Origin of the sequence: Pseudomonas savastanoi (assembly GCF_020917325.1) — a bacterium.
GTDB lineage: Bacteria > Pseudomonadota > Gammaproteobacteria > Pseudomonadales > Pseudomonadaceae > Aquipseudomonas > Aquipseudomonas amygdali.
Genome location: NZ_CP076652.1, coordinates 353,123 through 365,869 on the forward strand (window position 1 = coordinate 353,123; position 12,747 = coordinate 365,869).

General features: G+C 60.7%; 10 protein-coding genes. 3 read left to right on the top strand and 7 right to left on the bottom strand.

Translation table 11 applies throughout. The annotated features are described in order from the left end of the window. The first annotated feature begins 70 nt into the window (after positions 1–70). The 3 genes from KP808_RS01655 to KP808_RS01665 are packed head-to-tail and all read left to right on the top strand — an operon-like array spanning position 71 to position 5,372. Positions 71–1,189: an efflux RND transporter periplasmic adaptor subunit gene (locus KP808_RS01655; RefSeq protein WP_230017330.1), complete on the top strand. Its 1,119-nt coding sequence runs from the start codon at positions 71–73 to the stop codon at positions 1,187–1,189. Further along, complete coding sequence (locus KP808_RS01660) at positions 1,186–2,274, top strand: efflux RND transporter periplasmic adaptor subunit (protein ID WP_230017331.1); 1,089 nt, start codon at positions 1,186–1,188, stop codon at positions 2,272–2,274. Before KP808_RS01655 ends, KP808_RS01660 begins: the two co-directional genes overlap by 4 nt. Then, positions 2,271–5,372 (top strand): efflux RND transporter permease subunit, encoded by a 3,102-nt coding sequence (locus KP808_RS01665; protein WP_219170789.1) that lies wholly within the window; start codon positions 2,271–2,273, stop codon positions 5,370–5,372. The genes KP808_RS01660 and KP808_RS01665 overlap by 4 nt, the downstream gene beginning before the upstream one ends. Positions 5,373–5,424: 52 nt before the next feature. On the opposite strand, the gene KP808_RS01670 is transcribed toward KP808_RS01665, so the two are convergent. The 7 genes from KP808_RS01670 to KP808_RS01700 all read right to left on the bottom strand — a co-directional run bounded on the left by KP808_RS01670 (position 5,425) and on the right by KP808_RS01700 (position 12,740). Further along, entirely contained in the window at positions 5,425–5,892 is a 468-nt protein-coding gene (locus KP808_RS01670; RefSeq protein ID WP_058402795.1) for a hypothetical protein, read from the bottom strand. A 130-nt stretch (positions 5,893–6,022) separates the two neighbouring features. Next, positions 6,023–6,649 carry a class I SAM-dependent methyltransferase gene (locus KP808_RS01675; protein ID WP_230017332.1) on the bottom strand — a complete coding sequence of 209 codons (627 nt, stop codon included), beginning with the start codon at positions 6,647–6,649 and terminating at the stop codon, positions 6,023–6,025. A gap of 56 nt (positions 6,650–6,705) precedes the next feature. Then, the gene (locus KP808_RS01680) at positions 6,706–7,350 is read right to left on the bottom strand and encodes a methionine ABC transporter permease (RefSeq protein ID WP_044308745.1); all 645 of its coding nucleotides are present in this window, start codon (positions 7,348–7,350) and stop codon (positions 6,706–6,708) included. Then, on the bottom strand, positions 7,340–8,470 hold the full coding sequence (locus KP808_RS01685) for a methionine ABC transporter ATP-binding protein (protein ID WP_230017333.1): 1,131 nt from the start codon (positions 8,468–8,470) through the stop codon (positions 7,340–7,342). The genes KP808_RS01680 and KP808_RS01685 overlap by 11 nt, the downstream gene beginning before the upstream one ends. Then, positions 8,467–9,255: a MetQ/NlpA family ABC transporter substrate-binding protein gene (locus KP808_RS01690; RefSeq protein ID WP_004654148.1), complete on the bottom strand. Its 789-nt coding sequence runs from the start codon at positions 9,253–9,255 to the stop codon at positions 8,467–8,469. The genes KP808_RS01685 and KP808_RS01690 overlap by 4 nt, the downstream gene beginning before the upstream one ends. Positions 9,256–10,176: 921 nt before the next feature. Then, positions 10,177–11,535, bottom strand: coding sequence for an LLM class flavin-dependent oxidoreductase (locus tag KP808_RS01695; protein ID WP_230017334.1), 1,359 nt, complete (start codon positions 11,533–11,535; stop codon positions 10,177–10,179). Then, a complete protein-coding gene (locus KP808_RS01700) occupies positions 11,535–12,740 on the bottom strand; it encodes an SfnB family sulfur acquisition oxidoreductase (protein WP_230017335.1) in 1,206 nt (401 codons plus the stop codon). The genes KP808_RS01695 and KP808_RS01700 overlap by 1 nt, the downstream gene beginning before the upstream one ends. Between the last annotated feature and the right edge of the window lie 7 nt (positions 12,741–12,747).

Genomic DNA, 12,747 nt, shown 5'->3' on the forward strand with positions numbered 1-12,747 from the left:
CACAGTCGCATAGTCACGCTATTCTCTCGCCCTATCGCGCCCGCATCCGGCAGCCGCACAAGGAGTCTGCATGCCCGTTCTTCCTTCTAGACTGGTTACATTCGGTCTCGCTGCTGCATTGGCGATGTTAACGGGGTGTGGCGAGGAAAAACCGGCGGCGCCCGAACTGCCCAGGGTTTATGTGCAGACGGTAAAAAGTGCCGACTTCGCCGCCAGTGTCGCCCTGACCGGTGATGTACAGGCGCGGGTGCAGACCCGGCTCTCATTCCGGGTCAATGGCAAGATCATTCAGCGCAATGTCGATGTCGGCGACCGGGTAACGGCCCGGCAGGTGCTGGCCCGGCTTGATCCGAAGGATTTGCAGATCAATGTCGATTCGGCCGCAGCCTCTGTGGCCGCCGAGCAGGCCCGCGTGAATCAGGCCCGCGCCGCTTTTGTCCGGCAACAAAAGCTGCTGCCCAAAGGCTATACCAGCCGCAGTGAATATGACTCGGCCCAGGCCGCCTTGCGCGGCAGCGAAAGCTCGTTGAAGGCTGCGCAGGCGCAACTGGCCAATGCCCGTGAACAATTGGGGTATACCGCACTGGTCGCGGATGCGCCGGGTGTGATCACCGCGCGTCAGGCTGAAGTCGGGCAGGTGGTGCAGGCCACGATGCCGATTTTCGATCTGGCACGCGACGGTGATCGCGATGCCGTGTTCAATGTTTACGAGTCCCTGTTCGTCAAGCCGCCAACCGATCAGGCCGTGCAGGTCACGCTGCTCGACAACCCGGACATCAAGGTCAGCGGCAAAGTACGCGAAGTGACCCCGGCAGTCTCGGCGCAAACCGGCACTTTACAGGTCAAGATCGCGCTCGACCCGCTGCCTGAAGGCATGGACCTGGGCTCGGTAGTCAGCGTGGCGCTGAGCGCACCGGCCAATGCCAGTGTCGAGCTGCCTTGGGCGGCGCTGACCAAGGACCTTGGCGAGCAGTTGGGCAAGCCTGCCGTGTGGGTGGTGGACGAGCAGGGCAAAGTCAATTTGCGCAAGGTCACCGTCACCCGTTACCTGACCGCCAAAGTCATCATCGGCGACGGGCTTAAAAGTGGAGAGAAAGTCGTGGTGGCAGGCGGACAGTTGTTACACCCGGACATGCAGGTCGAGATTGCCGAACAGCCCAAACAGCAGAACGCGCAGGTGCAGCCATGAAGCGTTTGTCGTCATGCCTGTTGTTGGGTGGCCTTCTGTCCAGTGGCTTTCTGTTGAGTGGCTGCGGCAAGGACGAGGCCCCTCCGGAGCCGGTGCGTCCTGTCGTGTTCGTCGAAGCCAAGCCTGAGTCAAATCAGGATTTCGGGCGTTTTGCCGGCAATATTCAGGCGCGTTATCAGAGCGTGTTGGGTTTTCGTGTGGCGGGACGTATTGCCCGGCGCAACGTCGACGTAGGCGCTGAAGTGAAGAAAGGCGATTTGCTCGCCACCCTTGATCCGACCGATCAGCAGAATACAGTGCGTGCCCGGCAGGGCGACTTGGCCAATGTGCAGGCGCAGTTGATCAACGCTCAGGCCAATGCTCGCCGCCAGCAGGAACTGTTTGATCGCGGTGTGGGTGCCCAGGCGCAACTGGACATCGCCCTGACCGATCTGAAGACCGCCAGCTCGTCGCAGGAACAGGCCAAAGCCGCTGCACAACAGGCCCGCGATCAATTGAGCTACAGCGAGCTGCGCAGTGATCACGATGCTGTGGTCACCGAATGGAAAGTCGAAGCCGGTCAGGTTGTTACGGCCGGGCAGGAAGTCGTGACCCTGGCGCGGCCGGACATCAAGGAAGCGGTGATCGACCTCCCTGACACACTGGCCGACCAGCTGCCGTCCGACGTGGTATTCACTGTCGCCAGTCAACTGAACCCGGAAGTGAACACCACCGCAACCATTCGTGAAATCGAACCTCAGGCCGACCGCACCACACGTACCCGCCGTGCACGTCTGACGCTGGCGCAAACGCCAGCGGCGTTCCGGCTTGGCACGGCCATCAGCGTGACGCTCAGCTCGACCATCACGCCGCGCATGCGTTTGCCGATCAATGCCTTGCAGCAGGCCGATGGCAAAAGCCAGATATGGATCGTCGACCCGCAAAACCAGACGGTGAACCCGAGGGCTGTGAGCATTATCAGCCGTGACAGCAACAGTTTCGTGCTGGCCGATGGCGTCAAGGCAGGTGAAAAAGTGGTGAGCGCGGGCGTCAACAGCCTCAAGCCGGGCCAGAAAGTCAAAGTCGATGAGGAAAGCCCGCGATGAAAGGGAATTTCAATCTGTCTGAGTGGGCCATCAAGCATCAGTCGTTCGTCTGGTACCTGATGTTTGTCGCGCTGCTGATGGGCGTGTTTTCCTACATGAAGCTTGGGCGCGAGGAAGACCCGTCCTTCACCATCAAGACCATGATTATCCAGACCCGCTGGCCGGGCGCGACGGTGGATGAGACTCTCGAGCAAGTCACCGACCGTATCGAGAAGAAGCTCGAAGAGCTGGACTCGCTGGACTACGTGAAGAGCTATACCCGACCGGGCGAGTCCACAGTCTTCGTCTACCTGCGTGACACCACCAGCGCCAAGGCGATACCGGAAATCTGGTATCAGGTGCGCAAGAAGGTCGATGACATCCGTGGCCAGTTCCCGCAGGGGCTGCAAGGCCCGTCGTTCAACGACGAGTTCGGCGATGTATACGGCTCGATCTATGCGTTTACCGCAGACGGTTTCTCGATGCGCCAGTTGCGTGACTACGTCGAGAAGGTTCGCGCCGACATCCGCGACGTGCCCGGGCTGGGCAAGGTCGAGATGATCGGTCAGCAGGACGAAGTGGTGTACCTGAACTTCTCGACACGCAAACTCGCAGCATTGGGCATCGACCAGAGCCAGGTGGTGCAAAGCCTGCAATCGCAGAACGCGGTGACGCCTGCCGGGGTGATAGAAGCCGGGCCGGAGCGGATCTCGGTGCGTACCTCCGGCCAGTTCGCGTCCGAGAAGGATCTGGCTGCAGTCAATCTGCGCATCAATGACCGTTTTTATCGTCTGAGCGACATTGCTGACATAACCCGTGGCTACACCGACCCGCCCAAGCCGCTGTTCCGCTTCGATGGCAAACCGGCGATCGGCCTGGCCATCGCGATGCAGAAGGGCGGCAATATCCAGTCGTTCGGCAAGGCGCTGCACGAACGTATGGACGCTACCACAGCGGAGCTGCCAGTCGGCATTGGCGTGCACAAGGTGTCGGATCAGGCCGAGGTGGTGAACAAGGCTGTGGGCGGCTTCACCAGCGCGTTGTTCGAGGCAGTGATTATCGTGCTATTGGTCAGCTTCGTCAGCCTCGGGTTTCGCGCAGGGTTGGTGGTCGCGTGTTCGATTCCGCTGGTGTTGGCGATGGTGTTCGTGTTCATGGAATACAGCGGCATTACCATGCAACGGATTTCCCTCGGCGCGCTGATCATCGCCCTCGGCCTGCTGGTGGATGACGCCATGATTACCGTGGAAATGATGGTCACACGGCTGGAAATGGGGGACTCCAAGGAGCAGGCCGCAACGTACGCCTATACCTCGACAGCGTTCCCGATGCTCACCGGTACGCTGGTGACCGTGGCCGGCTTTGTGCCGATCGGCCTGAACAACAGCTCTGCGGGGGAATACACATTCACGCTGTTTGCTGTCATTGCCGTGGCGATGCTGGTGTCGTGGCTGGTCGCCGTTCTGTTCGCACCGGTGATCGGCGTGCACATTCTGAGCGCCAACATCAAGCCGAAGTCCGAAGAGCCGGGCCGCATCGGCCGGGCATTCAACGGCAGCATGCTCTGGGCCATGCGTCATCGCTGGCTGGCAATTGCCATCACGGTAGGGTTGTTCGCCGCGTCGCTGTTCTCCATGCAGTTCGTGCAGAACCAGTTCTTCCCGTCTTCGGACCGCCCGGAAATTCTGGTCGACCTGAACCTGCCGCAGAACGCCTCGATCAACGAAACGCGCAAGGTGGTGGATCGCTTTGAAGCGAGCCTCAAGGACGATCCGGACATCGAGCGCTGGAGCACCTACATCGGCCAGGGCGCGTTGCGTTTTTACCTGCCCCTTGATCAGCAACTGGAAAACCCGTTCTACGCCCAGCTGGTGATTGTCAGCAAAGGCCTGGAGGAGCGGGGCGCGTTGACTGCCCGTCTGCAAAAACGCTTGCGTGATGACTTCGTCGGCATCGGTTCGTATGTGCAGGCGCTGGAGATGGGCCCTCCGGTGGGTCGTCCGTTACAGTATCGCGTCAGCGGCGAGAACATCGACAAGGTGCGCCAGCACGCCATCGAGCTGGCCAAACTGCTCGATCACAACTCGCATGTGGGCGAAGTGATCTACGACTGGAACGAGCCGGGCAAGGTGCTGCGCATCGATATCAATCAGGACAAGGCCCGGCAGTTGGGCCTGTCGTCGGAAGACGTCGCCAAGCTGATGAACAGCGTGGTCAGCGGTTCTACCGTGACCCAGGTGCGTGATGATATCTATCTGATCAATGTGATCGGACGTGCTGAAGACGCAGAACGCGGCACGCCGGAAACCCTGCAGAACCTGCAAATCGTGACCCAGACTGGAGCATCCATTCCGCTGCTGGCGTTCGCCACCGTTGGTTACGAGCTGGAGCAGCCGTTGGTCTGGCGCCGCGATCGCATGCCGACCATCACCGTGAAAGGCGCGGTACGGGACGCGATTCAGCCAACCGATCTGGTCAAACAGCTGCAACCTGAAATCGACAAGTTCGCCGCTGGCCTGCCGGTCGGCTACAAGGTTGCAACGGGCGGCACGGTCGAAGAAAGCAGCAAGGCGCAGGGGCCGATCGCCAGCGTTGCGCCGCTGATGCTGTTCCTCATGGCAACGTTCCTGATGATTCAGTTGCACAGCATTCAGAAGATGTTTCTGGTGGCCAGTGTCGCGCCTCTGGGCTTGATCGGCGTGGTACTGGCGCTGATTCCGACAGGGACGCCACTGGGGTTCGTGGCGATTCTCGGTGTACTGGCGCTGATCGGCATCATCATCCGCAACTCGGTGATTCTGGTGACCCAGATCGATGCCTATGAAAAGAGCGGCTACCTGCCGTGGGACGCCGTAGTCGAAGCCACCGAGCACCGCCGCCGCCCGATTTTGCTGACCGCGGCCGCGGCGAGCCTGGGCATGATCCCCATTGCGCGGGAAGTGTTCTGGGGGCCGATGGCGTACGCCATGATCGGTGGCATCATCATCGCCACGTTGCTGACCCTGCTATTCCTGCCTGCGTTGTACGTGGCCTGGTACCGCATCAAGGAACCAACCGACGAACAGCGTCGCGAAGCGGCGGACAAGGATGACGATGAGCAGGTACGGCTTGCGCATTGAGTAATATGTGTTCTGCCACCTTTGACAGGTGGCAGAGTCGCTGGTGCGGTAATTAGTCGGACGAAGTCAGGCTAAGGTTGGCGAACCGCACTGGGCCGAACGGCGAGGCCTTTGTCAGGCCTGAAGGCGAAAAGCTGGAGGTGTCCGCCGGGGCAGATATATTCAAGAAGCATTTCCTGAGCTGCGCCTGGAAATCGAAGTCGCCAGAATAATGCACCCATTCCTGAGTTGCGAAGTTTACGACCTGCGTCAGATTAATCGCGCCCTCAATGTTGTAGCCGCCCACGACTACAACGAAAAACACCTCGCCTACGTTCTCTGCGTTATGAACGTCGAACTCGAGATGCAGACGCTGGGGGGGCAGTTCAATAATCGACTGGCTTACGGTCACTCCGGTATTCAGCTTGATGCTTTGACCTTCACCTTCCATGGGCTTGAAATCTGGCTCAAAGCCCGCTGGGGCTGTCCAGTGAGTAAGATTGTCGCTGAAATCGCCATTTTTCAGATATTCGGTCGCCATGATCAGTTCCTTTGATCGATTCGGAGGGATACAAGCCGCCTGTTTAAGTGGCTGAATCTATCCTAAGGCGCACCGGTTGCTGAACGATACTGTCAGAAGTACCAGCACACGAACTGCGCAGCGCCGCACATCACTGACGCCGCCAGACGCTTGCCAGCCAAGGCTGCTGATCTCTCGGCAACCCGGCGGGGCGGTAGTAGTGTTCCAGCTCGCTAAACCCGGCTTCGGTCAGCAGTTCGCGCCATGTTTCGAGGTCGTGGTACGCGCCGTAACGCTCGCCGTTCCAGCCTTCCTGATTCTCACCACGCGGGTTGGAGCTGAACAGCACGCCGCCCGGCTTGAGCGCGTCATGCAACTGACGCAGGACGCGCGGCAGCTCCTGTTTGGGGATGTGAAACAGCACCGCGTTGGCGAAAACGCCATCGAAGCGGCCGTGCGGCAGGTCGAGTTCGAGGAAGTTTTGTTGCAGCACTTCGCATCCGGTCTCGGCGCGGGCCATTTCGGCGAAACGTTCGGAGCCGTCGAGCCCGACCGCCATATGGCCCATCGCTGTGAACGTCTTCAAATCACGCCCCGGCCCGCAGCCGAAGTCGAGAATCTGCCACGGTGCCGGGCCTTCGATATGCCGCAACAGGGCATCGATATTCTGGCTGACGTCGTGGTCGCGTGTGCCTTCGCGAAATTCGTCGGCCACGCTGTTGTAATGGCTGACGGTGGTCGAGGTAATCTGCGCAAGCGTCTGAGGGTCGAGTTTCATCAGGGGCGGTCCGGTAAAGGAAGACCGCCAATATACCCTCGCTGCGTTTCGGCTGCTCAGCGCCTGTCGAAGCTGCGCGCCAGCCGGTCACCGCCCAGTTGCACCAGCGCTACGACCGCCACCAGCAAGACGATTACGGTCAGCATCACCTGCGTATCGAAGCGCTGATAGCCGTAGCGATAGGCAATGTCGCCCAGCCCGCCTGCGCCGATGGCACCGGCCATGGCCGATGAGTTGATCATGGTCACCAGCGTGATCGTAAAGCCGCCGACGATACCGGGACGCGCCTCCGGCAGCAGCACATGCCAGATGATATGCCAGCGCCGACAGCCCATCGCTTGCGCGGCCTCGACCAGACCATGATCGACCTCCCGCAGGCTCACTTCAGCGACCCGCGCAAAGAATGGCGTGGCGGCAATGGTCAGCGGCACGACGGCTGCCCATACGCCATACGTGGTGCCGACGATCATCCGCGTGAACGGAATCAGCGCGACCATCAGGATCAGAAACGGAATCGAACGAAACAGGTTCACGAAGCCACCCAGCACCCGGTTGATCCCCGGTGCTTCGTAAATGCCGCCTTTGGAACTGGTGACCAGAATCACTGCCAACGGAATGCCCAGCAGCAGTGCGATCAATGACGACACACCGACCATCAGAAACGTGTCGAGGGTGCCTTGCAGCAAGCGATCAACCCACATAACCCAATACCTCCGCGCGTGGCGCCAGTGTGCGGGCGCGCGCCAGCAGTTCTTCCCGGCTGTGTGGCGAGCCGGCAACCGACAGAATGAGATGCCCGATGGGCCGCTCCTGAATCCGCTCGACGCCGCCCTGCAGCAATTGCACCTTGCCGCCCAGCGCGGCAAACAGCGCGGCCAGATCCGGCCCTTCGTCACTGACACCGGTGAAATGCACGTCCAGCAGCAGGGCCGCATCGGATCGTTGCGGCTGATCGCTCAGGCGCTCTGCCCACTCTTTCGGCAGCCCGGTTTGCAGCGGAGCCAGCAAGGTTTTGCTGACGTCGTGCTGCGGGTCGCCAAACACCTGCCATACCGGCCCCTGCTCGACGACTCGCCCCTGTTCCAGCACCACCACGCGGTGGCAGATATCACGGATAACCGCCATTTCATGGGTGATCAGCACGATGGTCAGGCCCAGGCGCTGGTTGATCTCGCGCAGCAGGCCGAGGATCGACTGGGTGGTTTCCGGGTCCAGCGCCGAAGTGGCTTCGTCGCACAACAGAATCGCCGGGTCGTGTACCAGCGCGCGGGCGATGCCGACACGCTGTTTCTGCCCGCCGGACAGTTGCGCGGGGTACGCCTTGTGCTTGTCCTGTAAACCCACCAGTTCCAGCAACTGCGCGACCTTGCGCGCGCGTTGCTCCTTGGGCACACCGGCGACCTTGAGCGGCAGTTCGACGTTCTGCCAGACGGTCTTGGCCGACATCAGGTTGAAGTGCTGGAAGATCATGCCGATGCGTCGGCGCAGCTCCACCAGTTTGTCTTCGTCGAGCTCACCGATGTCCACCTGATCGATCAGCACCCGGCCGCTGCTGGGTTGTTCCAGGCGGTTAATGGTGCGGATCAGCGAGGACTTGCCTGCGCCGCTGCGGCCAATGATGCCGAATATCTCGCCGCGCTGGACAGCCAGGTCGATATTGCCCAGCGCTTCAACGGGGCCTTGCTTGCCGTGATAGGTCTTGCCCAGGTTGATGAACCGCACATGGGCGCGATTCAGTTCCGGATGCAGTTCGGCCTGTTGCGCCAGTGTGCTTGCGCTCGGGGTGTTGATTGGCAGTTGGCGTTGCGCGGTTGCGGTCATTCTTTCCATCCCGCCTGGTAAAGCTTGCCGTTGACCTTGTCGAGCGAAGCGCGGACGACGGGCGAGTGCTGATAGATATCGACGAATTTCGCCAGGCGCGGATCATCTTTATGATCAGGTTTGATCACGAACTGAATGACGTATTCCGGGTGGTCCAGACCATCGAACAGGATGGCCGAGTCGGCGGGAAAGGTCTTGGCCAGACGGATATAGGCAGGGTAGCCCTGTACCAGATCGGCGTCATCGTAGGCGCGCACCAGTTGCACGGCTTCAACCTGAATGATCTTGAGCTTTTTCGGGTTGGCGGTGATGTCTTCCTCGGTCGCCTTGTAGCCGACGCCTTGCTTGAGGGTGATCAGCCCGGCCTTGGCCAGCAATTGCAGGCCGCGTCCGCTGTTGATCGGGTCATTGGCAATGGCCACGGTTGCGCCAGTTGGCAGCTCATCGAAGCTTTTGTACTTTTTCGAGTACAGACCCACGTTGTTGATGATCCCCGGCGCATAGGGCACCAGGCCGAAACCGGCGGCTTCATTGGCGTTGGTCAGGAACGGGATGTGCTGGAAGTAGTTCACGTCGATATCGCCTGCGGCGAGGGTGACGTTGGGTGCGATCCAGTCGGTGAATTCGACCAGCTCGACTTTCAGGCCCTGCTTGCCAGCTTCTTCGACAGCGGCTTCAAGCGGTATGGCGAAGGCTGCCGTGGTGCCGACTTTCAAGGGCTTGTCGTCAGCGTAAGCGGTCAGGGTCAACAGCCCGAGGGCCAGTGCAGCGAGGGTTTTGCTCATGATGTGGTCCTTTTAAAAATCCCTAAGTCTCGTTCCCACGTCTTGCGCTTATCGATCCTGTGGGAGCGAGCTTGCTCGCGAATAGGCCAGTGCAGCCACAGAAAGCAGGGCGTCTGGCCAATCGCTTTCGCGAGCAAGCTCGCTCCCACAAAAACTGTGTACAACGCCAAGCGCTTCAGCGTGGGTGCGCATGTCGTCATCAACTACGCCGGTGTGCATCCCCTGCAGCGCATCGGCCCTGTGGGAGCGAGCTTGCTCGCGAATAGGCCAGTGCAGCCGCAGAAAACAAGGCGTCTGGCCAATCGCTTTCGCGAGCAAGCTCGCTCCCACAAAAACTGTGTACAACGCTAGGCGCTTCAGCATGGGGCGCATGTCGTCATCAACTGCGCCGGTGTGCATCCCCGTAGCGCATCGGCCCTGTGGGAGCGAGCTTGCTCGCGAATAGGCCAGTGCAGCCGCAGAAAGCAGGCGTCTGGGCAATCGCTTTCGCGAGCAAGCTCGCTCCCACAAAAACTGTGTACAACGCCAAGTGCTTCGGCGTGGGCGCGCATGTCGTCATCAACTACGCCGGTGTGCATCCCCCGCAGCGCATCGGTCCTGTGGGAGCGAGCTTGCTCGCGAATAGGCCAGTGCAGCCACAGAAAACAGGGCGTCTGGGCAATCGCTTTCGCGAGCAAGCTCGCTCCCACAAAATCTGTGTACAACGCCAAGTGCTTCGGCGTGGGCGCGCATGTCGTCATCAATTACGCCGGTGTGCCGCCCCCGCAGCGCATCGGTCATGTGGGAGCGAGTTTGCTCGCGAATAGGCCAGTGCAGCCGCAGAAAGCAGGGCGTCTGGCCAATCGCTTTCGCGAGCAAGCTCGCTCCCACGAGACTTGTGTACAACGCCAGGCGCTTCAGCATGGGGGGCGCATGTCGTCATCAAATAGGCCGGTGTGCCGCCCCCCCATGCCGTTGCGGTAAACGGTCGGTGCCTTCCGGAAACAGTTTTTTGCGCAGGCTGCCGTCTTCGTAAGCGGTCTTGTAGGACCCGCGGCGTTGCAGCTCCGGGATCACCAGATCGATGAAGTCCTCGTAGCTCTCTGGCGTGACGATGCGGGTCAGGTTGAAACCGTCCAGGCCGGTTTCTGCAATCCACGATTCCAGCTCATCAGCGACCTGTTCAGGCGAGCCGACCAGGGTGATATAACGGCCGCCCAGCGCGTGCTGATCGAGCAGTTTCTGGCGGGTCCAGTCGTTGTTTTTCAGGTTTCTGGTCGCGGACTGAATGGCGTTGCTCTTCACGTATTGAATGGGTTCGTCCAGTTCGTATTCGGCAAAATCGATACCGGTCGATGCCGCAAAGTGCGCCACGCCTGCTTCGGCGCTGGCATGGTGGCGGTACTCGGCGTGTTTCTCCCGAGCCAGCGCCTCGGTCGCGGCGACAATGACGTTAAGGCCCATGAACACCTTGATGTCCTCCGGGTTGCGCCCGGCCTTCACTGCGCTGGCGCGCACCTTGTCTACCTGCTCGCGGGTCGCGGTCTTGTTCTGGCCGCTGATGAACACGCATTCTGCGTTCTGCCCGGCAAACTGCAGGCCGCGCTCCGAACTGCCAGCCTGAAACAGCACCGGCGTGCGTTGCGGTGACGGCTCGCACAGGTGGTAGCCCTCGACCTGATAGAACTCGCCCTGGTGCCGTACCTTGTGCACCTTGCCTGGCTGGGCATAGACGCGCTGCTCGCGGTCGTTGATGACGGCATCGTCTTCCCAGCTGCCTTCCCAGAGCTTGTAGAGCACCTCCAGGTATTCATCGGCCTGATCGTAACGGCGGTCGTGCTCGTTCTGCTCGGTGAGACCCATCGCCCGAGCCGCGCTGTCGAGGTAGCCGGTCACGATGTTCCAGCCCACCCGGCCACGGCTCAGATGATCGAGTGTCGACATGCGTCTGGCGAACAGATAGGGCGCGTCGTAGGTCAGGTTGGCTGTCAGGCCGAAGCCCAGGTGTCTGGTCACGCCAGCCATCGCCGAAACCAGCAGCAGCGGGTCGTTGACCGGCAACTGGATGGCTTCCTTGAGGGTGACGTCCACCGAGTTCTGATAGACGTCGTACACGCCCACGATGTCGGCGATGAACAAACCGTCAAACAGACCACGCTCCAACAGTTTCGCCAGCTCGGTCCAGTATTCCAGGCTGTTGAATTGCGTTGAGGTGTCACGCGGATGCGTCCACAGACCATGATTGATATGGCCGATGCAGTTCATGTTGAACGCGTTGAGGAGGATCTTTTTACGCGCCATCAGATCGTCCCCCGCAACGGAGGATTGGTGTCGTTGAGGTAGTAATTGCCGATGGCGTGAAACTTCCAGCGTACCGGGTCGTGCAGCGTATGAACGCGCGCATTGCGCCAGTGGCGATCCAGGCCGTGTTCAGCCAGTGTCGATTGACTGCCAGCCAGTTCGAACAACGTGCTGCCAGCCGCCAGGGAAATCTCCGTGCTGATGGCGCGGGCTTCGGCCACGGCTATTGATGCGGCGGCCACGGTGCGGGCATTGCTGTCTGCCTGGGCAACGTCGAGAAACTCCCCGGCCCGCTCCAGCAGTGCTTCGGCGGCGTGCAGGCGAATACCCAGCTTGCCGAAGCTGTGCAGCGTCAGCGGGTCGTCCACGGCCTTTTCGATACCCGAGTCGATCCAAGGCCGGGTGCGCGTCTGCACGAAGGTCAAGGCGTCCTCAAAGGCTGCGCGGGCGATGCCGGTGTCGATAGCGGCATGAAGAATCTGCGCCAGCGGCCCGACTGTAGTGGGGCGCTGGAAAGCGCTCTGGAACGGCACGACGTCGTTGGCGCGGACGTACACGTTGTCGAACAGCACCGAGCCGCTGCCCGTGGTGCGCTGCCCAAAACCGCTCCAGTCGTCGATGACGGTCAGGCCTTCGCTGTCATGCGCGACGAAAACCAGTTGCTGCACACCCTCGTCGTCGATCACCGAGGTGGGAATACGTTGCGCATACAGCGCGCCGGTCGCGTAGAACTTGCGTCCGTTGATGCGATAACCGTCGCCGTCGCGGGTCAGGCGAGTGGTGCGGTCGTGTGCCGTTTTGGTTCCCAGTTCGGCCAGCGCGTTGCCGAACCGCACGCCAGCCAGCGCCTCGGCATACAGCTGCGCCTGTTGCTGCGGGTTGCCGTTCACGCGCAACACCTCGAGGGCGTAGAAATGGTTTTGCGGAATCTGGCCCAGCGAGCCATCGGCTTCGGAAATCAGCTGTATCACCTTGGCCAGCGTCACGTTTGAAACACCCGCGCCGCCAAAGGTCTTCGGGACACTGATGCCCCACAGACCGGACTGACTGAACAGGTCGAGTTCGGCATGAGGCAAACGACGCTCGCGGTCGCGTTGTGCGCTGTCGGTCTTGAAGTGCAGGGCCAGTTCGCGGGCTGTTTGCAGGGCCTGAGCGTCACTGGTAATCAGCGCTGCGTTGTCGCGCGCCTGAAGGTTGGAACTCATCAAAGGT